Genomic DNA, 25,706 nt, shown 5'->3' on the forward strand with positions numbered 1-25,706 from the left:
AACCTGTACAAAATTTGTGGGCCCTTGCGGTTATTGAGGCCTCTCGATGAGCTGGCGCGTCGCAAAGGAATGCGCTGAACGCAGGTTTGGGAGTGCTCCACGCAAACAGATCATCATGTTCTTGGCTGACAAGGCGAGTGACGACGGCTCGGGCATCTGGTGTTCTAAGGGCATGATCCAGCGCCATACCGAGCTTGGCGCAAGCACTGTGAAGCGGACGATCAAGGAATTCCTAGACGAAGGGATCTTGATTGAGACGGGTCAGAAGAAGAGATGCAAGAACGGTCACACCATCGTCTATCGCCTGATACTGGCCAAAGTTATGCTTCTCGAACTGACAAGAGAATCAGACATAGAGACCGGGTTCACTGTGGCCCCCGTCCAGACCGAACCCGGAACCCAGCCCATGGTGGACCCGGTACCTGGTCCACAGCGGACCCCAAACTATCCTTAAACCACCACCGCGCAAGCGCGAGGATGCAGATGGCTTAGAGGCTGGGAAGATCTTGGCTGCCTATCCATCGGATCGTCTTCGTGACAAACAAGCTTGCCTTACCCAGATCGAAGGGGCCGTGAACGAAGGTATCGCAGCAGCAGAGATGTTGCTGGCCGTCCAAGCCTATGCGACCGAAAGCGCAGGCTTCACCCGTTCGAGAGTCTGCTTTTCCGACAACTGGTTTCAGACGCGGCGCTGGCAAGGATACATCGAGGATATCCGTGCCAAGCGGAAGGAAGCTGAGGTTGTGGCCGCCGATCACCATGCGCGGCTTGCCTGCTGGATCAGCGATAGCCATCCGATGTGCCAGCACATCACGCCAACCCAAGTCTCCGCGTTGCTAGCGTCCAAGCTGGTGACAGAGGCCCAAGTCCAAGCCGCTGGGCTAAGATCATGAACAAGATCGCACCAGCAGATAGGGAAACAGCAAGGCGACCCAGTTCTAGGTCTGCGACCTTTGAACCGGGACCTTGCGAGGGGCGGCAAGCCTCCCCTTCGAACCCCAACCGACCTGCCACGAAGCCAGGTCCAGCCGCAAAACCAGAAGCGGTGTTCTTCTATTGCTCGGCTGCAGAGAAGGCGCTGATCCGGCAGGCTGCCAAAGATCGCGGCCTGTCCATGTCAGCTTTCCTTCGCCAGCTCGCCACCGGCACGGAGCCAAAGCGTAGGCGCAAATTGCCACGCGTTGATCCATCCTTGGTGCTGGCCGTGTCGCGCTACGGTGGCAATCTCAACCAGGTGACTCGCTGGTTAAACACGGCGGTGCGTGCTGGCCATGCGTCACAGATTGATGCGCTACGCGTGACCACTGCGCTCGTTGGGATTGAACGGCAGTTGGAACAGATCATTGATGCCCACCGCGAGGCGTCATGATGCTGCTCAAGTTCTTTCCAAACGGCAAAGGTGGCGGTGCTGGACCTGTCGACTACCTGACAGCCCGCACCGTTTTTGCCTATGATGAGAACCGCGACTTGATCCGCGATGCCAGTGGGCAGCCAAAGCATTTAACCCACGATCCACTGCCTGCGGTTCTTCGCGGCGATGCTGCAATTATGACCGACCTGATTGATGTTTGCCCCCACAATTGGAGCTATCGCGCCTGTGTCATAAGTTTTGCCGGTGGTGACAAACCAAGCGAAGAAGAACAGCGGTATGTGATTGATCGTTTCGAGGAGTTGGCATTCGCTGGCCTCGATGGCGACCAACACGCCTGCATGTGGGTGCGGCACACGCATGAAGGCCGCGTTGAGCTGCATTTCTGCACACCGCGCATGGAACTACACAGCGGTCGAAGCCTGAACATCGCACCGCCAGGATACGAACGTGCCTTCGATAGTCTCCGTGATCTGATGAACAAGGAAAACGACTGGGCCGATCCAATGGATGCTGCTCGTACAGCCGAGACGAAGAAGGTGGCTGAGGCACCGGACCGCGCTCCGGGACGTGAGGCGCTCCACGGCTGGATCCGTGATCAGATATATGAGGGTCTGATCACGGATCGGGCCGTGCTGACCGAGGCGCTTAAAGAAGCGGGCTTCGAAGTCCCTCGTGCTGGCAAGAATTACCTGACGGTCAAAGACCCTGACACCAATGAGCGGTGCCGCTTAAAAGGAGAATTTTCCCATGAAGACTGGACAGCCGAAACAGCGATTGAGCGAGAAGCTGAACGCGGACCTAGAGCAGATGCGCGGCGAGAACGCCGCCTTGATGGAAGCTCAGTTGCAGAGCTTCAGGGCCGATTTGAAGACCATTGCCGAAAGCGGGCTGGCTATAATCAAGACCGATACAGAAACGTATCTGTTGCGCGTGAGGAAGCATCTGATGCGGCGGAGCGCGAACACCGAGAAGACGGCCTCGATGCCTTTGGTTTGGATGGCGCTGATAGCTTGCTGCTTGGGGATGAGCGTGACGATCACAGCATATTCGGTGAAGAGCTGGTTCGAACCGAAGATGCACACGTTGGTGCTTTCGAAGATGGTGGTGACGCTTCTTGTCTGAATCGCGCCAGTCATGATCACACTGACACTATTCAAAGTCACACAAGACTACTTTAACAGATGGCTTTCGGCACTCATCGCATGGTCGCTGTATCCAATTGTAATCGCTGGTGTGTTACTTCCAGCCGCAGACCGCGAAGCCCGGCGACTACGGCTTCAACCTTCGCGGGCCAAGTGAAAAGAAGATCACGTCGATTTGTAGAGAATGATATGTCGTCGGAATAACGAGTATAGGCCACCTCTTCTTTACCGCAAATGTCTGAAATTTCTTTATCGAACGAGAACATTAATGCGTTAGAAATGATTGGGGAACCTGGCGACCCAATACTCAGAACGAATTCACCATCCTCGTGCTTGAAAAATATTTCCCCAAGTAGGCCAGCTTCAACATCATTATGAACGATACCCTTTTCGAGTAGGTATGTGACGAAATCATCAGATTTGATCGAAGGGAAGAAGTTCCGAAAATCCATCTTCAAGAGAAATTGATTCTTTAGATGAGGCTTAGCATTGTCGAGAATGTTAGTCTCAGCCTTGTACGCTTTTGCCGAATCATGGACTATAAGTTTTGGCATAAGAAACTCAGAAAGTACTAGCCTTTGAACCGCCTTCAGATCTTTAGAGGGTTGTGAAATCCACCTCTTTTCGTCGCTATTTCGCTTATCAATGGGATAGGTTTTATAGCGGTAAGGGCAGGTCCGTGCATAGGTCCGCAACTCCAACGGAGAGAATGAAAAGCGCGCGCAGATAAGTTCTGAAACACTCATTTTGCGCCACCCTTTGCTGCCGATTCTAAGACCTTCAATCTCCGCTTGTGGCTGGCGTCGACCATTGCAGCGCTTCTATAGTATTCTGCTACAGCTATTTTTATGGTTGCCGTGTCATAACGCCGATCAGGCGACAAAAAACTCAGATCGATCCGGTCCGCTAAGCCGGATGGCACATAGTAGAAATACTGTGACGATTTTTTCTCCATTTTCAGGAGGTTGAACTTTTGAAGTATGTACAGTGCCGAATCCAGCTCGGCACCTGAAAGTGTAGCGTTCATGCCAGAAAGGTATAACCTAACTTCGGTTTTTGTCAGGCCATGAAAAAGATCAATTATCTGAAAGACGAGAAAGATCAGGCGGCCTCGATCAGCGCCGTTGAACTTTTCAGTTCGATTTTTTCCTTCGCAGTGTTCAAGTACATCGTCCAAGATATCTTTGACTTCAGATTTCTCTACGTTTTCGATTCTTCGGTGATCAATCTTGTAAACACGCACAGAGCCTTGATCGTTCTGTTCCAATGGATTGAGAAGTCCGAACTTGATGAAGGATTTTGACTCATGAAATTCGTCATGCAGGACTACAACTAACTTTTCGCGAAGCTTATTATTAGCGAAGAACAACCCAAACTCAGTTAGCGCTCCCTCACTTTCCAATATTATTACTACGAGTGAGGAGATGAATGCGATGTCATTTTCAAACTCTGAGAGGCTCTTATAGCCACGTTCCCAATCTTGAAAATTTTCGGCTAACACAAACCCGTCTGCCTTGCTTTCGAGGCCGCCGCTCAAGTTCATAAACATGTTGCGAATCGAATGGTTTGTCAGCTTTGTTGCGTCCACAGGGCCGCCACAAATAAACAATATTCTCGGCTCCAGCTGAACTTTTGAGTTTTTCAGGTCAACTAGTTGGATAAAGTTGTCGCGTGGATCCAAAATGTCCAAGTTCATCTATATTTGGCTCAATACCCTTAAAGAAGCGATAAGAAGGGTTTTCTCTTATCGAAGGAGCGCCGAGCGGGACGATAAGAGAAAACTCTTCTTATCGCGCCAAAGTGCCGCCAATAAATTTGGGTCTGGCTATACACCTGACCGTGCTGCTTAGCACAACGCGTAAAGAGCATACAAAAATTAGCGCTGTTCTCCCGTGTTGTAAAGCGTCGGATGAGTCGCGACCCGATGGTATCGATTTCGACGGCAAGAATGCCGGTTCATTCAGCCGAGTAGTAGCGGAAATTTTCAACACTGAAATCAGTGCGTTGAGTATGATTCATAGCAGTTGACACCACGCCACACAGGTCTACTGCGTGCTATGCTGTCAAATACAGTGTACTGAAAATCGACTAAAAGTCAAATTTACAATTAATATCAATAGCTTGAAATCTAATCCATCGGTGGAATAACTCATGCCGTTCGCGCACGGATTATCACAGAATTCTACGCTTTTTCATGCAGGGTGGTAGCTAGGTGGTTGCTACAAACAAAAAACGGGTTAGCAGAAAACTACTAACCCGTTGAAATCTATGGTGAGCCCGTCCGGGTTCGAACCGGAGACCTACTGATTAAAAGTCAGTTGCTCTACCAACTGAGCTACAGGCCCACTGCAGCGGTATTTAGAAAGCTGGGCCGACCGGGTCAACCCCCATAACGCACGAAATATCACTGCAGTGCTGGAATAATTATTACACCGTCGCTATATCCCCATCATGAGCCAGATTTCCCCTCCCCCGATGCCATTCATGAAGATGCATGGCCTAGGAAACGACTTCGTTGTTGTCGATGCCCGCAAGGGTGAAGTCCCTTTACCCCAGGGCGTGATAAAAGGAATCGCTCATAGACAGATGGGAATCGGTTTCGACCAACTAACCGTCATCGAAAATGGCGTCGGCGACGCACATCTTACATTTTACAATGCGGACGGTTCGACCTCGGCGGCGTGTGGTAATGCAACACGTTGCATTGCACGTCACTTGATGGATGAGACGGGCAAGACAAATCTCCATCTGACCACTGTTCGCGGCGATTTGTTCGCCAAGGATTCTGGTGGTGGACTGACATCGGTCAATATGGGTCAACCCCAACTTGATTGGAGTGAGGTGCCCTTGGCGCGTGAGATGGATACGCTGTCCCTGCCTATCATGGGGTCCCCAGTGGCCACAGGGATGGGCAACCCGCACTGTACATTCTTTGTTGAGGATGCCGATGCGATTGATTTGGCAGAATTTGGCGCGGCACATGAACATCATCCGCTTTATCCAGAGCGCACAAACGTACAAGTTGCGCAAATCATCGGCCCTGATCACATACGCATGCGCGTCTGGGAGCGCGGTGTGGGGGTCACGTTGGCTTCTGGCTCGTCATCCTGCGCGACGGCCATTGCAGCAGCCAGGCGCGGCCTTACAGGGCGCTCAGTACGCATTGAGCTAGACGGGGGCACCTTAAACATAGATTGGCGTGATGATGGTGTCTGGATGACCGGACCAACCATGCATGTAGCAGACGGTACATTCACATCAGACTTCATCGCGAGCTGCTCATGAGTACCCCAATATTTTCAAATCACGGCTGCAGGCTAAATCAATACGAGCTGGAAGCCATGAAAGAATTAGCCGGCGACGCGGGCCTTAAGGACGCCGTGGTGGTCAACACCTGCGCGGTCACCGCCGAAGCCGTACGCAAAGCGCGACAAGACATTCGCAAGCTGCGAAAGGCCAATCCAAATGCCCGCCTCATCGTTACGGGTTGCGCGGCACAAACCGAACCCACAACATTCACGGATATGGATGAAGTCGACGTTGTGATCGGCAATACCGAAAAGATGTTGGGTGACACTTGGCGCGGGTTGGCGGCTGACTTTATAGGTGAGACCGAGGCCTTGCAGGTTGATGACATCATGTCCGTGACCGAGACCGCAGGTCATCTCATTGATGGATTTGGCACGCGCAGCCGCGCCTACGTGCAGGTCCAAAACGGATGCGATCACCGCTGCACGTTTTGCATCATTCCCTATGGCCGTGGAAATTCCCGCTCTGTTCCTGCTGGCGTTGTGGTGGATCAGATCAAGCGACTTGTCGACAAGGGCTTTAACGAAGTTGTCCTGACAGGTGTTGACCTCACCTCTTGGGGCGCTGACCTGCCTGCCGCACCCAAGTTGGGTGATCTGGTGATGCGTATTTTGCGGCTTGTGCCGGACCTTCCTCGCCTGCGGATCAGCTCGATCGATTCCATCGAGGTCGATGAGAATTTGATGCAAGCTATCGCAACTGAGGCGCGGTTAATGCCCCACCTGCATCTATCCCTGCAACACGGCGATGACATGATCCTAAAGCGGATGAAACGCCGCCACCTACGCGATGACGCAATTGATTTCTGCACCCAAGCACGCAAATTGCGGCCCGATATGACATTTGGCGCCGATATCATTGCCGGCTTCCCGACTGAAACTGATGCTATGTTTGAAAACTCGCTAAAACTGATCGAGGAATGCGATCTGACTTGGATGCATGTGTTTCCCTACTCAGCCCGGGAAGGCACGCCAGCGGCCCGTATGCCGCCCGTGAACGGTGCTATCATCAAAGTGCGCGCAGCTAAATTACGCGCATCAGGAGATGTACAGGTTCAGCGCCACCTCACGGCTCAGGTAGGTCAGTTGCATCAGGTTCTCATGGAAAAACCACATATGGGTCGCACTGCCCAATTTGCGGAGGTTCGATTTATCGAACCCCAGACCGAAGGCGCGATCGTCGCCACCACTATCACGGGCCAAGAGGGCACTCAGCTTACTGCATAGCGCTGAGCCGCCAACCTGTTCAGACATCAAAACGCAAAACGCCCGCAGAACTAATCTGCGGGCGTTTTAGGTATCTCAAGACTTAGCTTAGTCTTTGCGTTTGACGGTCGCCCAGATGCGCTTGTTGGTGAGGTACAAAAGTACCGACAACAACGTCAGGAACACAACAGCAGCAAAACCAGCTTGCTTGCGCGCGCCCATTTTTGGTTCAGCTGTCCACATCAGGAATGCCGCAACATCATGAGACATCGCTTCAACCGTATTGGCGTGACCATCTGCAAATTCCACGGCTTCGTCATACAGCGGAGGCGCCATCGAAATCCAGCCACCAGGGAAGTAATGGTTTTCGTAGAACGTAACGCCTGCCTGCTCTTTTTCTTCGCCAGTATAGCCGTGCAGGATTGCAGAAATGTATTCCGCGCCGCCAGTGCCTTTCAGCAACTGGTTGATCCCCAGACCGTAAGGACCGTGGAACGCCGCACGCTTTTTCGCCATCAATGACAGGTCAGGTGCATTTGACAATCCCGACTTCGGGAAGTGGTCCGAAGGTGTTGCAGGGCGGAAATCATCAAGGTCCGGATCGAACGTTTCCCACTGCTTGGAATACTCGATCACTTGCTCTTCGGGCAGATGTGGTCCGCCCTCATCACCAAGTGTCCGCAGTGGAACATACTGGAGACCGTGACACGCTGAGCAAACCTCAGTGTAGATTTGCAGACCACGCTGAAGCTGGTTCACATCGTAGGACCCAAATGGACCGTCGAAGGAGAAATCAACATTCTCGATCTCGTGGCCACTACCCCCACCCGCCGCAAATGCGACAGGTGCAGTCAGTGCCAATACGGCGGAGAGGAGTGTTGCTTTGATCATGTTCATCTCAATTTACTCCGCAGATTTCGCGGCTGATGTCGCGTTACCCGCTTTTGGCGGATAGTGCGCGTCAAAGTCCGCTTCGATTGTTTCAGGTTGTGCATCAGGTTTCTCGATCACGCCAAGCAGCGGCAAGATGACCAAGAAATAGCCAAACCAATATGCGGAAGCGATCAACGAGATCGTCGCGTAAGGCTCATCTGTTGGCATAGCGCCAACCCACATCAGGACAAAGAAGTCCAAAACCAACAAGCCGAACCACCACTTAAACATCGGACGGTAACGACCAGAACGAACACGGCTTGTATCAAGCCACGGCACAGCGGCCATTACGGCAATTGCACCAAACATCGCAAGCACACCAAAGAACTTGGCGTCAACGATACCAGCAGTCAGGAAAGACGTAAGCTGTACAACCCAAACGTCGGCGGTGAAGGCGCGCAGAATTGCGTAGAACGGAAGGAAGTACCATTCAGGCACAATGTGTGCAGGTGTCGAAAGCGCGTTTGCTTCGATGTAGTTGTCTGGGTGGCCCAAGAAGTTCGGCATAAAGCCAACAACTGCAAAGAACACGACAAGGATCACAGCGAGTGCAAACAAGTCTTTGATCACAAAGTATGGCCAGAACGGCAGCGTGTCTTTTTCTGCATCTTCTTTAGACGTGCGACGTACCTCAACACCCGTTGGGTTGTTGTTGCCTGTCGTGTGGAACGCCCAGATGTGAAGGATTACAAGGCCAGCAATCACAAACGGCAGCAGATAGTGCAGCGAGAAGAAGCGGTTTAGCGTAGCGTTATCCACAGCAGGACCACCAAGCAGCAGTGTCTGGATCGGTTCACCGATAAGTGGGATCGCACCAAACAGGCCAGTGATTACGGTTGCGCCCCAGAAGGACATCTGCCCCCATGGAAGAACGTACCCCATAAACGCTGTACCCATCATCATCAGATAAATCAGCATACCGATGATCCACGTGATTTCACGAGGTGCCTTATATGAACCGTAATACAGTCCACGGAAGATGTGGGCGTAAACGGCGATAAAGAACAGTGACGCACCATTTGCGTGCATGTAACGGAGCATGTAGCCGCCGTTTACGTTACGCATGATGTGCTCAACGCTTGCGAACGCCTGATCAACGTGTGGCGTATAGTGCATTGCCAAAACGATACCAGTTGCAATTTGCAACGCCAGACAGAACGTCAGAACGATGCCCCAGATCCACATCCAGTTCAGGTTCTTCGGCGTGGGGACCATCAGCGTGTCATACATGAGACCAACAATTGGCAAACGGCTGTGAAGCCACTTCTCGCCGTTTGACTTTGGCTCATAATGGTCGTGAGGAATTCCAGACATGTGTTGTTTCCTTTAACCGAGTTTCAATGTGGCTTCGTCGAGGAACTCTGCCACCGGGATGGGCAGGTTCGTCGGCGCGGGGCCTTTGCGGATACGGCCCGCAGTGTCATAGTGTGAACCGTGGCACGGGCAGAACCAGCCATCAAAGTCACCAGCATCGCCCAAAGGCACACAACCAAGGTGCGTACACACACCCATCATGACCAACCATTCGCCAGCTTCATCCAACGTACGGTTCTGATCAAGCGCCGGCGCTTCACCCATGTTCTCGTTCTGAGCAATCGGATCAGGCAGGTCAGCCAATTCAACAGCGCGACCTTTTTCAATGTCATCTTCTGTCCGGCGACGGATAAATACGGGTTTACCCAACCATTTCACGGTCAATTGCGTACCTGGCTCAACACCGCTTACGTCAACACGGATAGACGACAGGGCACGCACGTCAGCAGATGGGTTCATCTGGTTGACCAGCGGCCAAACAGCGGCGCCTACAGCTACAGCGCCTGTGCCTGCGGTGGCGTAATAGAGGAAATCCCTCCGGTTGCCTTCGGTATCATCAGCATGTGACACGTTGGTATCTCCGTATTTTGGGCCAATATATGGCCAACAGGTATTAAGACGCACTTATCTAAAGGCGCCGGATATTGCTGCGGTATCTAACTTGCAGTACGCCACTCGTCCAGATGGTTTAGACGCGCAAAGGGTCGCAGTTTGAAAAAATCACCTGTGATTTGATCCACTTTGGCCCGTTTTACGCGGCTGGCGGCACAGTTGATTGCATCCAGTCGCGCGATTCGAACTCTTTGAACCATGCAGACAGGCCGTCATTTCCCTGCCTCCAACCGCGCGCATCATGCCGGAAATCAACATACGCAAGCGCGCAAGCTACGGAAACCTGCCCCATGTCCAACGGCCCTTGCAGATGGCTCATCCAGCGCGTGTTGAGTGCGGCTACACTGCGCACAATCTTGTCCCACTGTCCTTCTACCCATTCGGGCATCCGCTTGTCTTCGGGACGCAGGCGCGCCTCGTAGGTCATCAGCAGGGCTGCATCCAGAATCCCATCTGCAGTTGCTTCCAATGTCAGCGTGTCCCAGCGGCGCGGCCCGGTTGGATACAATTTATCCCCCGCGCGCGCATCCAGATAGGCAGTGATGACGCGGCTATCATACAAGGTCGGACCATCAGGCCGCTCAAGTGCAGGAACTTTTGCAAGCGGGTTTTTCGCCAACAATTCAGGACTAGCTGCCACAGGCGTTGTCGCCACATTTATCAGTTCAACATCGCCAAGCTGCCCAGTCTCTTCGAGCAGGATCATGACTTTTCTCACATAAGGTGATGTGGGTGCGTAATAGAGCTTCATGGGGAACTTCCTTGGATGTGCATTTACTCACACTCTTTACGCCAGCATCCTGCTTTGCAACCACACATTAAGTATGATCGAGATCCCGCATCATCGCCGCAATAAGGTCTGGCTCACTGCCGATGCCATGCGTTGCCATTTCATTTGCTGCGTTCAGGCGCACTTGCTCTGGTTTATTTTGGCCCAGCTTCCATGTGCCATCCACCCCCGTCACGGTAAATCTAAACGGCACAATCATTCGCATCATCTTTTCCAACACCTCTGGTGTCATCTTGCCCGTGACCCACGGCGTCTTGGGCAATAACTGTTGCTCATACGCAGCAGATTGACGATCGAGCATGTCGTGCATCACCTCCTGCGGCAATCGCTCCAGCGTGCCCGTCAGATGCACAGCAACATAGTTCCACGTTGGCACCTGATCGATCACACCGTACCAATCAGGTGAAACATAACTATCCGGCCCAGACACGATAATCTTTGCTGTCTGCGGCCCCTCGCCCATGCGTGCGATGGGGTTTGAGCGGACTAAATGTAAATCGGCACAAGACGCATCTTCATTCAGCAGGAACGGGATATGGCTAAGGAGTGGGCCATTCTCTGCGTTAATCGCAAGCACGCCAAAAGCACGTGCGCGGGCAAACGCAATGTTACGCGCGGTGTCTGCATCGTGAAAAACCGGATTGGGGTGCATAGCGTTCTCCTACACTTGTGATGCAATAAGCTATTGCAGAGGTCGGCTATGGTTGGCAATCTAGGACTATTCTCAGGGCGGGGCGAAACTCCCCACCGGCGGTATGGAGGCCTGACCTTCGAGCCCGCGAGCGCAATGTGTGTCCTTATGGGCACGCTTGGTCAGCAGATCCGGTGAGATGCCGGAGCCGACGGTCATAGTCCGGATGGAAGAGAATGCAGGTTTTTGGCGTCACCTACGGGTGCGGCCACTGGTCTGTGATCGCCTTGGGTGGACGTGTCGAACCTAAAGGAGATTACCATGACTGACACCCCCGCCCGCTTCGCCTTTGTCAAAGCACAATGGCATGCTGATATTGTTGACCGTGCCTATGACGGCTTCACCGAGCTAACCGCCGCCCATCAAACGGATGTGTTTGATGTCCCCGGCGCATTCGAAATGCCCCTAAAAGCCCAACAGCTGGCCAAGACAGGCAAATATGACGCCGTCATTTGTGCCGCCTTTGTTGTGGATGGAGGCATCTACCGCCATGATTTTGTCGCTGGTGCCGTGGTGGATGGATTGATGCGTGTTGGCCTTGATACAGGCGTGCCTGTTCTGTCGGTTTCATTGACGCCGCATCAGTACCAAGAGACGGATCACCACAACACAATCTACCGCGCGCATTTTATCGACAAAGGTCGTGAAGCCGCACGCGCAGCACTTTCACTAGTTGCGGGCGCCTAGCCAAGATACGCACGGAGTTCCGGCGGGGGATCATCCATTAATGCCCTTGCCGGACGCGGCGCTTGCGCGCGACCGCCTTCAACAAAAATCACATCATCTGCAATGCGCCTCACATCGTCTGGTGCATGGGTAACCATCACCAGCGCTGCACCTGTTTGCGCAACAGTATCCTGCACCAAATCCAACATCTCGTTGCGCAGCGCAGGCCCTAACGCGGCAAACGGCTCATCCAGCAGCACCAGCGGACGCGCCTGCACCAGCACCCTTGCCAGTGCAACGCGACTTTGTTGCCCACCAGACAGGCTCCCCGGTTTGGCGCGCGCAAAATCGGATAGATCAACGCGCTCAAGCGCCTCGTTGATCCGCAGATGGTCTGCTGCGCTCATCCCAAGATCAGGACGTATCCCCAGCCCCACATTCTGCAACACGCTCAGGTGTGGGAACAGGTTGTTATCTTGGAACAGCATCGTCATGGGCCGCTCAGCCGGAGAGACATCAGTGATATCTTTACCTTCCCACAGCATTCTACCTGACGCCAAAGGCACAAAGCCGCATATCGCACCAAGCAAGGTTGATTTACCCGCACCCGACGGGCCAATCACCGCGTATTTGCGCGAGGCCTCTAGGGTGAAATCAGCCTGCATTTGGAAATCATCTTGCACGATCAACACATTTTCAAGCTTCAGCACCCCAACGCCCCCCTTTGTCACAGATCCAGAAAATCCCAAGGCTAAGCGCAAGTAATACAAGCGCGGCACCCGCCGCCGCGTCCATGCGATATGCGCCCATCAGACGTACCATCTGCAACGGCAATGTCACGCGATCAGGGTCAGCGAATAATGCAATGACGCCCAGATCACCCATAGATAAGGCCCCAGTCAGCCCCGCAGCAAACCCGATCTGTGCGCGCAGTCGCGGGATCAACAACACCCGCCACAAACGCCATCCGGTGACGCCCAGCATCGCACTAAGTCTGCCGTATTGTTGGACGGTATCACGCAGAGGCGGCACAAGAATGCGCAGGGCAAACGGCAGCGCCATCATCGCGTTCACCAGCACAGTTACAGGCAAGGCAAAATCGAACGGATCGGCGTAGGGGTTAATCACGATGAACCAGCCTGTCCCGATCATCAGCGGAGATGCAGATAGACCCAACAACCCAACCGCTTCTACGCCGCCCTTTTTGCGGCCAGCGACCCAGCCCGCCATAGGTAACGCCAGCACAAGCAGCAAAAGGATGCTCATCCCTGCGACACCAATCGAAACCCACGCGGCCTGATAAACCGACGATGGCATCGAAGGCAGGCCCATCACTCCCCGTAAAACCACAGCCGTTAACGGGACCAGTAAAAACAGCGCCGCCAGCGCAATGACAACTGCGTCTGCAACGCGTTGCAGACCGGCACGCGCATCCCAGCGAGGCATCACGCGATCCAAACCACCATCCACCGCAATTGCTGGCACCAGTCGCAATGCCAAAACCGCCATACTACCCGCCAAAATCAGTTGCAACACAGACAGCAACGCCGCGCGGCCCAGATCAAAATCAAACCGGAACGCCTGATAAATTGCCAGCTCGATTGTCGTGGCCTTTGGGCCACCACCCAATGTCAGAGCAACCGCAAAACTGGTCAGGCAAATCACAAACACCAGCGCCAGTGCACCCGGCACAATTTGTTTCAGCATCGGCATCTCAACCGCACTGAACATCGCACGCGGCGTTAGCCGCAGCTGCGCAACAAGGCGGAACCGCTCTGCAGGAATATTCTGCCAACCCTGCAACAAAAGGCGCGTGGCCAGTGGCAGGTTAAAGAACACATGCGCCAGCACCACACCGTGAAATCCATAGATAGACACGCTGGGAAGGCCAAAGAAATCAAGCAAAGCGTTCGCCCAACCACTGCGGCCAAATACGGTCAACAACCCCAACACCGCGACAATCACAGGTAAGATAAAGGGCGCGCCCAATAGCGTCACCAACGCCGCCCGCCCGACAAACCGCCGCCGCGCTAACGCGCGCGCAACTGGAATTGCTAGAAAGACAGAGATGACCGATGACGCGAGGGCCTGCAGAACCGTGAACCGGATTGCAGCCCAGTCGCCCGCGCCCAATCCTGCGCCAGCTTCTGCACGGCTCAAAACCGCGCCCAGCGCGATAGCGATCAGCGCGAGCACCAAAAGCGCCGCGCTGATCCCTGTTTTTGGGCTTATTGGGAAAGCGCTTTGAGCCATTCGGCCAATGCTTCATCGCGAATTGCAGGAACATCTGCGGCTGGTATGAGCAGTGCCTTTGCCGGAGTTGTCAGCGTTTCAAACCCTGCAGGTAAACCCGCAGCAGGAGTTACCGCTGGATACATCCAATTTGTTGTTGGCAAAATAGATTGCGCCGCGTCTGAAACCATAAAGTTAAGGAACTTGTCCGCCAACTCAGGTTGATCGGTGCCTGCCAGTTTACCCACAACCTCGATCTGCATGTAGTGACCTTCTTCAAACTCTACCGCTGCCTTGCTGTCGTCTTCTTCTGCAATCAGGTGATAGGCTGGTGAAGTGGTATAGCTCAGCACCATGTCGGCTTCGCCCTCTAGGAACAGGCCGTACGCTTCGGACCAACCTTTGGTCACTGTAACCACGTTATCGGCCAAAGCGTCCCAAATGGCAGGCGCTTCGTCGCCGTAAGCCGCCTTGACCCACATCAGCAAGCCCAAACCGGGAGTTGAAGAACGCGGATCCTGGATCACGATCTTTAGATCGCTCTCCCCCAGCGACTTAAAGTTTGTAGGCGCAACTAGGTCCTTGTTGTGCACAAACGCGAAATAGCCCCAATCGTAGGCCGCAAACACGGGATCAGTCCATTCGATCGGCAACGCGTAATCTGCGCTGACGGCTGTTTCAGCGAACAGGCCCGTTTCTTTGGCTGCTGCGATCAACGACGTATCAAGGCCCATCACTACATCTGCATCAGAACGCACGCCTTCAAGTTTCAAGCGTGCCAGCAACGCTGCACCATCCCCCAGGCCAACCAATTTGAGATCACAAGCACATGTTTCTTCAAACGCTTTCTCAATCGCGGGGCCTGGGCCCCAGTCAGAAACAAAGCTGTCGTAGGTATAAACGGTGAGTTCTGGCGTTTCCGCCATGGCCGCTGTGGCGGCCAGTGTTGCAGCTGCAAACGTGAGATACTTCATAGCATCCTCCAAATTGCGGCGTCAGAAAGCGTTGGAGTATTGTCCAGACCTTCCCTCCGCCGGTGTTAACCGGTTCAGGTTCAACGGGTCCGCGATCATTCGCATCTCAGCTTAGCGTTTTCAGAAATCCAAAAACGCACAGCCCCCCGAGGTGAAAATAGACGTAGGAGGCCGATGCGCGTTTGGCAAGCCAAAAACCCTTGAGGCGCAGGGCCTGCCCCGTTAATGCAGAGGACAAAGGAGCACCCACATGTCGATCAACAGTTTTGGCCATCTTTTCCGCGTGACCACTTGGGGCGAAAGCCACGGGCCTGCATTGGGTGCTACCGTCGATGGTTGCCCTCCGGGCGTAGAAATTACACCCGAGATGATTCAACACTGGCTCGATAAACGTAAGCCCGGTCAAAATAAGTACACCACGCAGCGGCGCGAAGCCGACGAAGTGAAGATTTTATCCGGCACGTTTGAAGGTGTGACAACTGGTACGCCGATCCAACTGATGATCGAGAACACAGATCAGCGCTCAAAAGACTACGGCGACATCAAAGAGAAATTCCGCCCCGGTCATGCTGACATCACGTATTTCCAAAAATACGGCATTCGCGATTATCGCGGTGGTGGTCGTTCGTCTGCACGTGAAACAGCATCCCGTGTGGCAGCAGGCGGATTAGCCCGCGAAGCGATAAAAGCAATTGCGCCGGATATTCAGATCACTGGTTACATGGTCCAGATGGGTCCAAATCAAATTGATCGCAGTGCCTTTGACTGGGGCCAGATCGAACAAAACCCATTCTGGGTGCCTGACGCAAACGCGGCAACTGAATGGGCTGAATACCTTGATGGCTTGCGCAAGTCCGGCTCATCCGTTGGTGCCATCATCGAAGTCACTGCACGCGGCGTTCCTGCGGGCATCGGCGCGCCGGTCTATGGCAAGCTCGACACCGATCTTGCTGCCGCAATGATGAGCATCAATGCCGTGAAGGGCGTTGAGATTGGCGAAGGTATGTCAGCCGCGATGCTGACGGGTGAGCTGAATGCAGATGAGATATTTATGGGAAATGACGGCAAACCGTCGTATTCGTCAAACCACTCAGGTGGCATTTTGGGTGGGATTAGCACAGGCCAAGACATTGTAGTACGCTTCGCGGTCAAGCCGACTTCCTCTATTCTCACCACACGCAAAACCATCACAAAGACGGGTGAAGAAACCGAAATCATCACCAAGGGGCGCCATGATCCATGCGTCGGCATCCGCGCCGTGCCTGTGGGTGAGGCGATGGTGGCTTGCGTGATTTTAGATCACTTGCTACTACATCGCGGGCAAATTGGCGCAAACCGGGGAACCATCGGATAACACCGGAATCTTTTTATGTGCGCCTTGCACTTTCCAAAACCGAGGCGCATTAAATCGGCATGTCCAAACCCCTGACCCAGAATAATCCCGGCCGTGCAATTGCCCTCAAAACGGCTGCAATATTCTTGTTTATGATTATGGCGGCGTTGATTAAGGCTGCCTCGGATGACGTACCCGCTGGGCAAGCTGTGTTTTTTCGATCCTTGTTTGCCATGCCAATCATAGTTGCGTGGCTTTGGCAGCAGGGTCATCTGCACGATGGATTTAAAGCAAATAACGTTTTAGGTCATGTCTGGCGCGGGCTGATTGGCACATCCGCAATGGCGTTGACCTTTGGAGGTCTCGCTTTGCTTCCTCTGCCTGAGGTCACCGCGATTGGCTACGCAACGCCGATGTTTACTGTGATCTTCGCCGCGTTTTTCTTGGGTGAACGGATACGCTTGTTTCGTCTATCAGCGGTCGCGCTTGGCCTCGTCGGCGTCATGATCGTAATTGCCCCCCGCTTGTCGCTAAATCAAAGCTACACTGACACCGCGACAATTGGCGCATTGATGATCCTTACTGCGGCGATTTTACGGGCGCTGGTTCAAATTCACGTCCGTCGCCTTGTTCAAACGGATAGTACGTCAGCAATTGTGTTTTACTTCTCACTCACTGCGACGCTTGTTTCCCTTCTTAGCCTGCCACTGGGGTGGGTGTTTCCTATCCCCGCTCTCGCGTGGACCGCGCCCCATTTCAGCGTATTTGCGCTGATCATCTGCGCAGGTCTCATTGGGGGGATTGCACAAATTATGGTGACGTCATCATATCGGTTTGGAACTGCATCCATGTTGGCACCCTTTGATTATTCTTCGATGATCTTTGCAATGCTCATTGGCTGGCTTGCATTCAACGAAATACCAACTGCGACGATTTTGATCGGTGCAGCCCTTGTCATTGCTGGCGGTGTGTTGATCATATGGCGCGAACGGCAATTGGGTTTGGATCGAAGCAAATCAAAGCCCAGCATTGCGCCCTCCGGCACACCAAATTAGGAGATTAACATGTCAGACGATCATAAAAAGAAAATGCAGGAACGTCAGACAGAGCAACGCAAGCGCGTCTCTGAGCTGAAAGATCCTGAAAAAGGGTTGGTGCTGGTGCATACGGGCGCAGGCAAAGGAAAGTCATCCTCTGCTTTTGGTGTCGTCGTACGCGCACTGGGCTGGAAGCAAAAGGTAGGCGTTGTCCAGTTCATCAAAGGCAAGTGGAAGACAGGTGAGCGCCTGTTCTTTGAACGTTTGGGTGATGTCACATGGCACACCATGGGCGAAGGTTTCACGTGGGACACCCAAGATAAGGAGCGCGATATCGCTGCCGCGCAGGCTGCGTTTGCCAAAGGCCGTGAGATGATGGAAAGCGGCAAATACGACCTCATCATCATGGACGAAATCAACATCGCGATGCGCTATGATTACATTTCCGTGCAAGATGTCATCGCTGGTTTGGACGCGCGAGACAGCCGTACTGGCGTGATTTTGACAGGTCGCGATGCAAAACCGGAGCTGTGCGAATACGCCGATTTGGTCACTGAAATGACCGAAGTAAAGCACCCGTTCAAAGCAGGTATCAAAGCCCAGCGCGGCGTAGATTTCTAAAAAGCGTCGTAACGTCACTTTCGAAAACCCTCTGAGGCACAAGACCTCGTGCTAGCGTGAAACTTCAAACAGGACGAATCGTCCCGCTAGAGGACTCGCCTGTCCAATAGTGGAGGATTGATATGACTTTGAAGAAAATTACGGCACTTTGCCTTGGTCTTAGCCTTGGCGCGGGTGCTGCCTGGGCCGAGTGCACCTCGACCAGCCAGTGGGGTCCAGATGACACCATTGGTTCGGCCAACTTGATTTCACCAGAGCTGACGCTGAAGGCTGCCCAACTGATCAAGCAAGGCAAATCCATGCCACTTGGCATTGCGATTGGGCCGAACACTCCTGCATTCCCGCCGCGCTCACTCAGCTTACAAATTGTACAGCCCAACCAGCAAGGTGGTCAAAAGCTGTCCGGTTTCGGATATGAAGGGAACTACAACGACGACATCCTTCAAACGTGGATCGGTATCGGCTCACAGCTAGATGGATTGGGTCACCTTGGTGAGGGCGGACACTACTACAACTGCCTTGATGAAAAAGAAATCAGCGCGATCACTGGCCTGACAAAGCTGGGCACACACGATGTACCACCCCTCGTTGGGCGCGCAGTGATCCTTGATATGGCCGCGCATGCAGGTGTTGAAGTTATGGCGGCGGGTCAACATTTTGGCTCGGTCGAAATAAAAGCAGCTGCCGAAGCGCAGGGTGTAACCATGGGTGAAGGTGATATCATCCTGTTCCACACAGGTTGGACCGAAGGAATGCTGGAAAGTGACCCGACTGCATGGGGCAGCACCGAGCCAGGCCTAAACAATGAAGGCGCTGTATACGTTGCATCGCTCAACCCGATGGCCGTTGGTGCCGATACTTGGGGCGTGGAGCCTATCCCTGCACCTGAAGGTGACAAGATATTCTACGGCCACGTAACATTACTCAAGGAAAACGGCATCTACATTCTCGAGACAATGAATGTTGGGCCGCTACTACGTGAAGGTGTGAACGAATTCATGTTTGTGCTGGGTCAGCCGCGGATCATTGGCACGGTTCAGGCCATGATCAACCCTGTCGCACTATACTAAATCAGATACGGCGTGGCGGGGCCTTCGGCCCCGCCACGCCGCCAGCCGGAGCTTTGCTCCGGCTGGCGGCTACGTCTAAGGTATCGAATTATTCCCGGACTAGCTTTTCATAGCTTTCAGCGATCTCACGCGTCAACTTGCCCACTTCAAAAGTATGCTCTCCAATTTGGCCAACCGGAGTAACTTCTGCGGCTGTACCAGTGAGCCAACATTGCTCAAAACTCCCAAGCTCTTCCGGCATGATGTGACGCTCGTGCACAGTAATTCCACGATCTTTGAGCATCCCGATCACAGTCTGACGGGTAATTCCATTCAGGAAACAATCAGGATCTGGCGTATGCACTTCGCCATCCTTCACAAAGAAGATGTTCGCGCCCGTCGCTTCAGCGACATAGCCGCGATAGTCATACATCATCGCATCCGAGCACCCTTTTGCCTCTGCCGCGTGCTTGGACATTGTGCAAATCATATAGAGGCCCGCTGCCTTTGCATGGCTTGGGATCGTCTCTGGGCTGGGCCGCTTCCATTTCGAGATGTCGAGCTTGGCCCCCTTCATCTTTGCGTCACCGTAATAGGCGCCCCACTCCCATGCGGCGATCGCGACACGCACAGGGTTGCGCGCTGAGGCGACACCCATGTCTTCGCCCGCACCGCGCCATGCGACTGCACGCACGTAAGCATCCTGCAAACCCGATGCCTTGAGCACTTCTGCCTTGGCGGCTTCCAGTTCATCGACAGAATACGGTACTTCAAAGTCGACCATTTGCGCAGAGCGTTTTAGGCGTTCAGAGTGTTCGCGGCTCTTAAAAATCTTACCGTTGTACGCACGCTCGCCCTCAAATACCGAGGAAGCGTAATGCATGGCATGCGTCAGGACATGCACGTTGGCGTCCCGCCATGGGATCATCTTCCCATCCATCCAGATGTAACCATCGCGATCATCATATCCACCAGTCATTGCATTTCCCTTTCGAATCCAACGTCTATTTCAAATATTGCGTGTAGCTCGTATATTTCGACACATAATTACGCAAAACCTTGCGGTGCGTAGCCTTTCGTGGTTGGAATGTCAACAACACTGACTTAAACTCACCTCCAGAAATGCCCCAGGAGGCGAACAATGGACAGGCGAACATCCAGCCCCACCAGCGGTGAAGCATTGCTGTTTCTCACTGACGAACAACTCAAGCAGGGAATCGAGGCGATGTTTTTTGCCTACCGGGGCTTTACCGCTGATCCTGACCGTATTCTGGCTGACATGGCTTATGGTAGAGCGCACCACCGCGCTATCCACTTTATCGGCCGCGCGCCCGGAACCACAGTAAACAACCTTCTAAATATTCTCGGGGTCACAAAACAGTCTCTGAACCGTGTATTGCGTACATTGATTGCCGATGGTTTGGTGGAAAGTAAGATAGGTCGGGCCGATAAGAGGGAACGGCACCTCAACCTCACGCTAGCAGGACGCAATTTGGAACAAACATTATCGGACGCCCAGCGCGCACGTATGCGTGCCGCCTTTCGGGATGCAGGCCCTGACGCCGTCGCAGGTTTCCGCACCGTTCTAGAAGCGATGATGGATAGTGAAATGCGCAACAGCTACGCGCGCTTAAAGGATAGCACATCATGAATACTCCCGATGCACACCTCCTGATCGTTGACGATGATGAACGTATCCGCACGCTCTTGCAGAAATTTCTGATGCGCCATGGCTTTTTGGTGACTGCCGCGCGTGATGCGGCTCATGCTCGACGCATTCTATCGGGGCTCGAGTTTGACATGATCATTCTTGATGTGATGATGCCGGGCGAAGACGGGCTAAGCCTAACCAAATCTCTGCGCGAAACGATGACGACACCGATCCTATTGCTGACCGCAAAAGGGGAAACCGACAATCGCATCGAAGGATTGGAAGCCGGCGCCGACGACTACCTCGCCAAACCTTTTGAACCAAAAGAACTGTTGCTTCGGATCAATGCCATCTTACGCAGGATGCCAGAAACCGTCCCTGAGGACGTTACGCCCAAAGTTCTGAACCTTGGACCAATCCGCTACGATATGGAGCGTGGAGAAATGTGGCAGGGTGAAGAGCTGGTCCGTCTTACCGCAACTGAAATTCAGCTCATGAAAATATTTTCAGCAAAGCCAGGGGAGGCATTGAGCCGCTCCAAACTGGTCGAAGACTTGGGTCGTGATCGCGGACAAGCACAGGAACGCGCGGTGGATGTTCAAATCACACGGCTAAGGCGCAAAATCGAGGCCGATCCAAAGCAACCCCGCTACCTGCAAACCGTACGCGGCGCAGGATATATGCTTGCACCTGACTGAAAAACAAACTCAACCTTTTGACGCTGCTTCGATCTACAAATTTAGGTGGCTCACAACCGCGCACCCGCTGGTCATGACGCGGCAGGATCAGTATGGTCCTAGCAACACGAACTGAAAGAGTTTTCTATGACCGACACACCCGTCAACGAGATGAGCTTTGAATCTGCAATGGCAGAATTGGAAACCGTTCTAGGTAAGCTGGAACGAGGTGACGTTGCACTGGATGAGAGCATTACTTTGTACGAACGCGGTGCATTGCTGAAAGCACGTTGCGAGACAAAATTGAAAGAAGCCGAAGAAAAAGTTGCCGCCATTACGTTGGACACAGACGGCAACCCTGCTGGATTGAAGCCCGTCGAAGGCCTGTAAAAGTGACCCCTTTTGCAACGGCGCTCCAAAATGCAGGCAAGCTGGCTGCAACGCAGATCACAACCTCTTTGGAGGGAACCACGGGGCCAATCCGTGACGCAATGCTGTACGCGACAACAGGCGGCAAAGGCCTGCGCGCATTCCTGGTGATGGAAAGCGCACGATTACACGGGATGCATGAGATGGATGCCGCTCCGGCTGCCGCTGCGATTGAAGCATTGCACGCCTACTCCCTCGTGCACGATGACCTACCATGTATGGACGATGATGATTTGCGCCGCGGACAACCAACCGTGCACTGCAAATGGAATGAGTCTACAGCAGTCCTAGTAGGAGATGCCCTACAAACACTCGCCTTTGAGTTGGTCGCGCAAACCATTTGCCCCGACTCCGCCCGCATCAAGCTGATTACCGCGCTGGCACAGGCCTCTGGCGTGCGCGGCATGGTTGGCGGTCAAGCACGCGATATCGCCGCCGAAACGGCGGAAGTGCCACTAACCTTACCGGAAATCACAACACTGCAGGCTGGCAAGACAGGCGCGTTGATTGAATGGTCTGCCACAGCAGGCCCTACCATGGCCCAAGCCGATCCAACTGCACTGAGTCAATATGCCCGTGATCTAGGTCTCGCATTCCAGATTGCCGATGATATTCTGGATGTCGAGGGCGATGCCGAAACAGTCGGCAAGGCGGTAGGTAAAGATGCCAGCGCAGGCAAAGCCACATTTGTGTCCTTACTAGGCCTTGATGGTGCCAAAGCGCGCGCGCAGTCTTTGGTAACCTCAGCCTGTGATGTGTTATCCGAATACGGCAATGATGCCGAAACGCTGCGCGAAGCGGCACTATTTGTAGTAGCTCGCAAAAGCTAGCCAGGAATGACGAAATGACCGATACGCCAAATACACCCTTGCTAGACCGGATCAACCGCCCCGCGGACATGAAATTCCTATCGGACCGTGAGTTGAGGCAGCTTGCTGACGAAGTGCGTGTTGAAACTGTTTCGGCTGTGTCAGTTACAGGCGGGCACTTGGGAGCTGGTCTGGGCGTGGTTGAATTGACCGTCGCGCTTCATGCCGTTTTTGACACCCCCCGCGACAAGATCATTTGGGACGTTGGCCACCAATGTTACCCGCACAAAATTTTGACCGAACGGCGTGACCGCATCCGCACGTTACGGATGGAGAACGGCCTGAGCGGTTTCACTAAACGTTCAGAAAGCCCCTATGATCCGTTTGGCGCGGCCCATAGCTCCACTTCCATCTCTGCGGCACTTGGCTTTGCTGTCGCGCGCGATTTGGGTGGCGTGGTGCCAGAGGGCCTTGGCGATGCAATTGCAGTAATCGGGGACGGGTCAATGTCTGCGGGAATGGCATATGAAGCCATGAACAACGCAGGCCACTTGAAAAAGCGGATGATCGTCATCCTTAACGACAATGAGATGAGCATTGCCCCACCTGTCGGTGCTATGTCGTCCTACCTGAGCCAACTCTATGCGGAAGAGCCATTCCAAGAGCTCAAATCAGCAGCCAAAGGCGCGGTGAGTTTGCTGCCCTATCCCTTCAGGGAGGGGGCCAAACGCGCCAAAGAGGTACTGAAAGGCATGGCGGTCGGTGGCACTTTATTTGAACAACTTGGCTTCAGCTATGTCGGACCAATTGACGGACACGACATGAACCAATTGCTACCCGTATTGCGCACCGTAAAGGCGCGCGCGACGGGGCCAATCCTAATTCACGTACTTACCAAAAAGGGTAAAGGGTACGGCCCTGCCGAAACCGCACGCGACAAAGGCCATGCCACAGCCAAGTTCAACGTGATCACCGGTGAACAGAAAAAAGCGCCCAGCAACGCGCCAAGCTATACAAACGTCTTCGCAGACAGCCTTTTGCAAGAGGCCGCAGATGACGACAAGATTTGCGCAGTCACTGCTGCCATGCCTGATGGTACTGGCCTCAACTTATTTATGGAACGCTACACCTCGCGATGCTTTGATGTGGGCATCGCCGAACAGCACGGCGTGACATTTTCAGCAGCCCTTGCTGCCGGTGGTATGAAACCGTTCTGCACAATGTATTCGACATTCTTGCAGCGTGGCTATGATCAGGTTGTGCATGATGTGGCAATTCAACGCTTGCCTGTCCGCTTTGCGATTGATCGCGCAGGACTGGTTGGGGCGGATGGCGCAACACACGCGGGTTCCTTTGACGTCGCGTTTCTGGCCAACCTGCCCGGTTTCGTCGTAATGGCCGCCGCTGATGAGGCCGAGCTGAAGCACATGGTCGCAACCGCTGCCGCTTATGATGACGGTCCAATCGCCTTTAGATTCCCACGCGGCGAAGGGCGTGGCGTAGACATGCCAGAACGCGGTGTGCCTTTAGAGATCGGCAAAGGCCGCATGATTTCCGAAGGTAGCCGCGTGGCGATCTTGTCTTTTGGCACCCGTCTGGAAGAGGTCGAGAAAGCCGCCGAAGCACTGAGAGCAAAAGGCATCACACCAACAATTGTGGACGCCCGTTTTGCCAAACCACTAGACCGCGAAATGATTTTGTCCTTGGCGAATAACCACGAGGCGCTGATCACCGTCGAAGAAGGTGCTATCGGGGGCTTTGGCAGCCACGTCGCACAGCTGCTTGCAGAAGAAGGTGTATTCGATACAGGCCTTAAATATCGTTCAATGGTTTTGCCCGATATCTTTATTGATCAGGCTAATCCGGCTGACATGTACGCTGTTGCGGGTATGAATGCCGAACAAATTGAAGCCAAGGTTCTAGACACACTTGGCATCGCCAAGATCGGTGCAAAAAGCGCTTAGTCTTTCTTTGACGCGATCAACTGGTCCAACTTGACCTCAAGTGCGGCCAGTTTTTCGGATACTTCTGCACGGTAGGCGTCAGTACTCGCCACCGATTCCTCCTGATGCGCATCTTGCATTGAATTCACAATCAGACCCACCAATAGGTTCACAACCGCAAACGTCGTGACCAAGATGAACGGCACAAAGAACATCCACGCATGGGGGTAAACCTCCATAACAGGACGGACGATACCCATCGACCAACTTTCCAGCGTCATGATCTGGAACAAGGAGTATCCTGAACGCCCAAGCGTACCGAACCATTCCTCGAACGAGGTTCCAAACAACTTTGTCGCCATCACCGCAGCGATATAAAAAATGAGTGCCATAAGAATGAACACCGACGCCATACCCGGCAGTGCGGTCACAAATCCCTCAACAACCCGGCGCAAGCGTGGGGCAACAGAAACAACACGCAGCACCCGAAGTATTCGCAATGCACGAAGTGCAGAGAACCCTTGGGCGGCTGGAACCAGCGAAATGCCCACAATTACGAAATCAAAGATGTTCCATCCATCGCGAAAGAACCGCCCGCGGTAGGCAATCAATTTCGCAGCCAGCTCTGTTACGAACACAGCTAAGCACAGGCGATCAAGGAGTGTGATCAATCCGCCCGCTTGCGCCATCACGGTCTTAGAGGTTTCAAGCCCGAGGATTATTGCATTGAATAGGATCACCACCAAAATTGCATTGCGAACACGGTCCGCCTCTAGGTAGGCAGATAGCTTTTGGGTGAAATTCATGAAGGCTCCGTCGTTCGCTGGTTGCGTGTTATATGGCGTGGCTACCCTGCTACAACAAGGCAAAGGCGTTACTTAAAAACCGCCTACAGTTAATCAGGATCGCAACATCTT

27 protein-coding genes, 1 tRNA gene, 1 pseudogene and 2 riboswitches are annotated in these 25,706 nt (G+C 53.5%); of the genes and pseudogenes, 16 read left to right on the forward strand and 13 right to left on the reverse strand.

Annotated elements, in window-relative coordinates:
- Positions 1-46 precede the first annotated feature (46 nt).
- From V7775_RS04320 to V7775_RS24695, 4 genes and pseudogenes are all read left to right on the forward strand, one after another.
- Complete coding sequence (locus tag V7775_RS04320) at positions 47-454, forward strand: hypothetical protein (protein ID WP_335750624.1); 408 nt, start codon at positions 47-49, stop codon at positions 452-454.
- A 52-nt stretch (positions 455-506) separates the two neighbouring features.
- A complete protein-coding gene (locus V7775_RS04325) occupies positions 507-893 on the forward strand; it encodes a hypothetical protein (protein WP_335750625.1) in 387 nt (128 codons plus the stop codon).
- Positions 890-1,369 (forward strand): plasmid mobilization protein, encoded by a 480-nt coding sequence (locus V7775_RS04330; protein ID WP_335750626.1) that lies wholly within the window; start codon positions 890-892, stop codon positions 1,367-1,369. Before V7775_RS04325 ends, V7775_RS04330 begins: the two co-directional genes overlap by 4 nt.
- Positions 1,370-2,482: 1,113 nt before the next feature.
- Positions 2,483-2,608, forward strand: a pseudogene (locus tag V7775_RS24695) (type IV secretion system protein); the annotation flags it as partial.
- On the opposite strand, the gene V7775_RS04340 reads toward V7775_RS24695, so the two are convergent.
- The 3 genes from V7775_RS04340 to V7775_RS04350 all read right to left on the reverse strand — a co-directional run bounded on the left by V7775_RS04340 (position 2,568) and on the right by V7775_RS04350 (position 4,859).
- Complete coding sequence (locus V7775_RS04340) at positions 2,568-3,260, reverse strand: reverse transcriptase domain-containing protein (protein ID WP_335750628.1); 693 nt, start codon at positions 3,258-3,260, stop codon at positions 2,568-2,570. The pseudogene V7775_RS24695 and the gene V7775_RS04340 sit on opposite strands and share 41 nt — an antisense overlap.
- Entirely contained in the window at positions 3,257-4,210 is a 954-nt protein-coding gene (locus tag V7775_RS04345) for a retron St85 family effector protein (protein WP_335750629.1), read from the reverse strand. Before V7775_RS04345 ends, V7775_RS04340 begins: the two co-directional genes overlap by 4 nt.
- Positions 4,211-4,783: 573 nt before the next feature.
- Positions 4,784-4,859: transfer RNA gene (locus tag V7775_RS04350), tRNA-Lys, on the reverse strand.
- 97 nt (positions 4,860-4,956) lie between these two features.
- Here V7775_RS04350 and dapF point away from each other — a divergent pair.
- Complete coding sequence (gene dapF / locus V7775_RS04355; protein WP_443070092.1) at positions 4,957-5,799, forward strand: diaminopimelate epimerase; 843 nt, start codon at positions 4,957-4,959, stop codon at positions 5,797-5,799.
- Positions 5,796-7,049: a tRNA (N(6)-L-threonylcarbamoyladenosine(37)-C(2))-methylthiotransferase MtaB gene (gene mtaB, locus V7775_RS04360; RefSeq protein WP_335750631.1), complete on the forward strand. Its 1,254-nt coding sequence runs from the start codon at positions 5,796-5,798 to the stop codon at positions 7,047-7,049. The genes dapF and mtaB overlap by 4 nt, the downstream gene beginning before the upstream one ends.
- An 87-nt stretch (positions 7,050-7,136) precedes the next feature.
- On the opposite strand, the gene V7775_RS04365 is transcribed toward mtaB, so the two are convergent.
- The 5 genes from V7775_RS04365 to V7775_RS04385 form a co-directional block, all read right to left on the reverse strand.
- Entirely contained in the window at positions 7,137-7,919 is a 783-nt protein-coding gene (locus V7775_RS04365; protein WP_335751057.1) for a cytochrome c1, read from the reverse strand.
- A gap of 12 nt (positions 7,920-7,931) precedes the next feature.
- Entirely contained in the window at positions 7,932-9,275 is a 1,344-nt protein-coding gene (gene petB, locus V7775_RS04370; protein ID WP_335750632.1) for a cytochrome b, read from the reverse strand.
- 12 nt (positions 9,276-9,287) lie between these two features.
- Entirely contained in the window at positions 9,288-9,845 is a 558-nt protein-coding gene (petA, locus tag V7775_RS04375) for a ubiquinol-cytochrome c reductase iron-sulfur subunit (protein ID WP_335750633.1), read from the reverse strand.
- Between the two features lie 181 nt (positions 9,846-10,026).
- Positions 10,027-10,638 (reverse strand): glutathione S-transferase, encoded by a 612-nt coding sequence (locus V7775_RS04380; protein WP_335750634.1) that lies wholly within the window; start codon positions 10,636-10,638, stop codon positions 10,027-10,029.
- A 67-nt stretch (positions 10,639-10,705) separates the two neighbouring features.
- Complete coding sequence (locus tag V7775_RS04385; RefSeq protein ID WP_335750635.1) at positions 10,706-11,329, reverse strand: FMN-binding negative transcriptional regulator; 624 nt, start codon at positions 11,327-11,329, stop codon at positions 10,706-10,708.
- 64 nt (positions 11,330-11,393) lie between these two features.
- Positions 11,394-11,550: riboswitch (FMN riboswitch) on the forward strand.
- A 79-nt stretch (positions 11,551-11,629) separates the two neighbouring features.
- Between V7775_RS04385 and V7775_RS04390 the strand changes: the two genes are divergently transcribed.
- Positions 11,630-12,055, forward strand: a complete 426-nt coding sequence (locus V7775_RS04390; RefSeq protein WP_335750636.1) for a 6,7-dimethyl-8-ribityllumazine synthase — start codon at positions 11,630-11,632, stop codon at positions 12,053-12,055.
- Here the strand turns inward: V7775_RS04390 and V7775_RS04395 are convergent.
- Genes V7775_RS04395 through thiB form a run of 3 tightly spaced genes read right to left on the reverse strand, consistent with a single transcriptional unit; the run spans position 12,052 to position 15,240 of the window.
- A complete protein-coding gene (locus tag V7775_RS04395) occupies positions 12,052-12,744 on the reverse strand; it encodes a thiamine ABC transporter ATP-binding protein (RefSeq protein ID WP_335750637.1) in 693 nt (230 codons plus the stop codon). The two genes, V7775_RS04390 and V7775_RS04395, sit on opposite strands and share 4 nt — an antisense overlap.
- Entirely contained in the window at positions 12,731-14,287 is a 1,557-nt protein-coding gene (locus V7775_RS04400; protein WP_335750638.1) for a thiamine/thiamine pyrophosphate ABC transporter permease ThiP, read from the reverse strand. The genes V7775_RS04395 and V7775_RS04400 overlap by 14 nt, the downstream gene beginning before the upstream one ends.
- Positions 14,263-15,240 (reverse strand): thiamine ABC transporter substrate binding subunit, encoded by a 978-nt coding sequence (gene thiB / locus V7775_RS04405; RefSeq protein WP_335750639.1) that lies wholly within the window; start codon positions 15,238-15,240, stop codon positions 14,263-14,265. Before thiB ends, V7775_RS04400 begins: the two co-directional genes overlap by 25 nt.
- Positions 15,241-15,274: 34 nt before the next feature.
- Positions 15,275-15,399, reverse strand: a riboswitch (TPP riboswitch).
- A 91-nt stretch (positions 15,400-15,490) separates the two neighbouring features.
- Between thiB and aroC the strand changes: the two genes are divergently transcribed.
- The 4 genes from aroC (at position 15,491) to V7775_RS04425 (ending at position 19,301) form a co-directional block, all read left to right on the forward strand.
- Positions 15,491-16,594: a chorismate synthase gene (gene aroC, locus V7775_RS04410; RefSeq protein WP_335750640.1), complete on the forward strand. Its 1,104-nt coding sequence runs from the start codon at positions 15,491-15,493 to the stop codon at positions 16,592-16,594.
- A 59-nt stretch (positions 16,595-16,653) separates the two neighbouring features.
- Entirely contained in the window at positions 16,654-17,628 is a 975-nt protein-coding gene (locus V7775_RS04415; protein WP_335750641.1) for a DMT family transporter, read from the forward strand.
- A 9-nt stretch (positions 17,629-17,637) separates the two neighbouring features.
- A complete protein-coding gene (gene cobO / locus V7775_RS04420) occupies positions 17,638-18,231 on the forward strand; it encodes a cob(I)yrinic acid a,c-diamide adenosyltransferase (protein WP_335750642.1) in 594 nt (197 codons plus the stop codon).
- 122 nt (positions 18,232-18,353) lie between these two features.
- Positions 18,354-19,301: a cyclase family protein gene (locus V7775_RS04425; RefSeq protein WP_335750643.1), complete on the forward strand. Its 948-nt coding sequence runs from the start codon at positions 18,354-18,356 to the stop codon at positions 19,299-19,301.
- Positions 19,302-19,389: 88 nt separating this feature from the next.
- Here the strand turns inward: V7775_RS04425 and V7775_RS04430 are convergent, their stop codons facing one another.
- On the reverse strand, positions 19,390-20,259 hold the full coding sequence (locus V7775_RS04430) for a branched-chain amino acid aminotransferase (protein WP_335750644.1): 870 nt from the start codon (positions 20,257-20,259) through the stop codon (positions 19,390-19,392).
- 162 nt (positions 20,260-20,421) lie between these two features.
- Here V7775_RS04430 and V7775_RS04435 point away from each other — a divergent pair, with 162 nt between their 5' ends.
- The 5 genes from V7775_RS04435 (at position 20,422) to dxs (ending at position 24,810) form a co-directional block, all read left to right on the forward strand.
- On the forward strand, positions 20,422-20,931 hold the full coding sequence (locus V7775_RS04435; protein ID WP_335750645.1) for a MarR family winged helix-turn-helix transcriptional regulator: 510 nt from the start codon (positions 20,422-20,424) through the stop codon (positions 20,929-20,931).
- Positions 20,928-21,629 carry a response regulator gene (locus V7775_RS04440; protein ID WP_335750646.1) on the forward strand — a complete coding sequence of 234 codons (702 nt, stop codon included), beginning with the start codon at positions 20,928-20,930 and terminating at the stop codon, positions 21,627-21,629. The genes V7775_RS04435 and V7775_RS04440 overlap by 4 nt, the downstream gene beginning before the upstream one ends.
- Before the next feature lie 126 nt (positions 21,630-21,755).
- A complete protein-coding gene (locus V7775_RS04445) occupies positions 21,756-21,998 on the forward strand; it encodes an exodeoxyribonuclease VII small subunit (RefSeq protein WP_335750647.1) in 243 nt (80 codons plus the stop codon).
- Between the two features lie 2 nt (positions 21,999-22,000).
- Positions 22,001-22,867, forward strand: coding sequence for a polyprenyl synthetase family protein (locus tag V7775_RS04450; RefSeq protein ID WP_443070078.1), 867 nt, complete (start codon positions 22,001-22,003; stop codon positions 22,865-22,867).
- Positions 22,868-22,881: 14 nt separating this feature from the next.
- The gene (gene dxs / locus V7775_RS04455) at positions 22,882-24,810 is read left to right on the forward strand and encodes a 1-deoxy-D-xylulose-5-phosphate synthase (RefSeq protein ID WP_335750648.1); all 1,929 of its coding nucleotides are present in this window, start codon (positions 22,882-22,884) and stop codon (positions 24,808-24,810) included.
- On the opposite strand, the gene V7775_RS04460 is transcribed toward dxs, so the two are convergent.
- The gene (locus V7775_RS04460) at positions 24,807-25,595 is read right to left on the reverse strand and encodes an ion transporter (protein WP_335750649.1); all 789 of its coding nucleotides are present in this window, start codon (positions 25,593-25,595) and stop codon (positions 24,807-24,809) included. The genes dxs and V7775_RS04460 overlap by 4 nt on opposite strands.
- Positions 25,596-25,706 lie beyond the last annotated feature (111 nt).

It is taken from the genome of Sulfitobacter sp. (assembly GCF_036960155.1).
GTDB lineage: Bacteria > Pseudomonadota > Alphaproteobacteria > Rhodobacterales > Rhodobacteraceae > Sulfitobacter.

Excerpts from the sequence above, each read along its gene's own strand:
- V7775_RS04320 (WP_335750624.1), top strand. The coding sequence starts at position 47 with ATGAGCTGGCGCGTCGCAAAGGAATGCGCTGAACGCAGGTTTGGGAGT.
- V7775_RS04330 (WP_335750626.1), top strand. The coding sequence starts at position 890 with ATGAACAAGATCGCACCAGCAGATAGGGAAACAGCAAGGCGACCCAGT.
- V7775_RS04340 (WP_335750628.1), bottom strand. The coding sequence starts at position 3,260 with ATGAGTGTTTCAGAACTTATCTGCGCGCGCTTTTCATTCTCTCCGTTG.
- V7775_RS04345 (WP_335750629.1), bottom strand. The coding sequence starts at position 4,210 with ATGAACTTGGACATTTTGGATCCACGCGACAACTTTATCCAACTAGTT.
- mtaB (WP_335750631.1), top strand. The coding sequence starts at position 5,796 with ATGAGTACCCCAATATTTTCAAATCACGGCTGCAGGCTAAATCAATAC.
- V7775_RS04365 (WP_335751057.1), bottom strand. The coding sequence starts at position 7,919 with ATGATCAAAGCAACACTCCTCTCCGCCGTATTGGCACTGACTGCACCT.
- petB (WP_335750632.1), bottom strand. The coding sequence starts at position 9,275 with ATGTCTGGAATTCCTCACGACCATTATGAGCCAAAGTCAAACGGCGAG.
- V7775_RS04380 (WP_335750634.1), bottom strand. The coding sequence starts at position 10,638 with ATGAAGCTCTATTACGCACCCACATCACCTTATGTGAGAAAAGTCATG.
- V7775_RS04385 (WP_335750635.1), bottom strand. The coding sequence starts at position 11,329 with ATGCACCCCAATCCGGTTTTTCACGATGCAGACACCGCGCGTAACATT.
- V7775_RS04390 (WP_335750636.1), top strand. The coding sequence starts at position 11,630 with ATGACTGACACCCCCGCCCGCTTCGCCTTTGTCAAAGCACAATGGCAT.
- V7775_RS04400 (WP_335750638.1), bottom strand. The coding sequence starts at position 14,287 with ATGGCTCAAAGCGCTTTCCCAATAAGCCCAAAAACAGGGATCAGCGCG.
- thiB (WP_335750639.1), bottom strand. The coding sequence starts at position 15,240 with ATGAAGTATCTCACGTTTGCAGCTGCAACACTGGCCGCCACAGCGGCC.
- aroC (WP_335750640.1), top strand. The coding sequence starts at position 15,491 with ATGTCGATCAACAGTTTTGGCCATCTTTTCCGCGTGACCACTTGGGGC.
- V7775_RS04415 (WP_335750641.1), top strand. The coding sequence starts at position 16,654 with ATGTCCAAACCCCTGACCCAGAATAATCCCGGCCGTGCAATTGCCCTC.
- cobO (WP_335750642.1), top strand. The coding sequence starts at position 17,638 with ATGTCAGACGATCATAAAAAGAAAATGCAGGAACGTCAGACAGAGCAA.
- V7775_RS04425 (WP_335750643.1), top strand. The coding sequence starts at position 18,354 with ATGACTTTGAAGAAAATTACGGCACTTTGCCTTGGTCTTAGCCTTGGC.
- V7775_RS04430 (WP_335750644.1), bottom strand. The coding sequence starts at position 20,259 with ATGACTGGTGGATATGATGATCGCGATGGTTACATCTGGATGGATGGG.
- V7775_RS04435 (WP_335750645.1), top strand. The coding sequence starts at position 20,422 with ATGGACAGGCGAACATCCAGCCCCACCAGCGGTGAAGCATTGCTGTTT.
- V7775_RS04440 (WP_335750646.1), top strand. The coding sequence starts at position 20,928 with ATGAATACTCCCGATGCACACCTCCTGATCGTTGACGATGATGAACGT.
- V7775_RS04445 (WP_335750647.1), top strand. The coding sequence starts at position 21,756 with ATGACCGACACACCCGTCAACGAGATGAGCTTTGAATCTGCAATGGCA.
- dxs (WP_335750648.1), top strand. The coding sequence starts at position 22,882 with ATGACCGATACGCCAAATACACCCTTGCTAGACCGGATCAACCGCCCC.
- V7775_RS04460 (WP_335750649.1), bottom strand. The coding sequence starts at position 25,595 with ATGAATTTCACCCAAAAGCTATCTGCCTACCTAGAGGCGGACCGTGTT.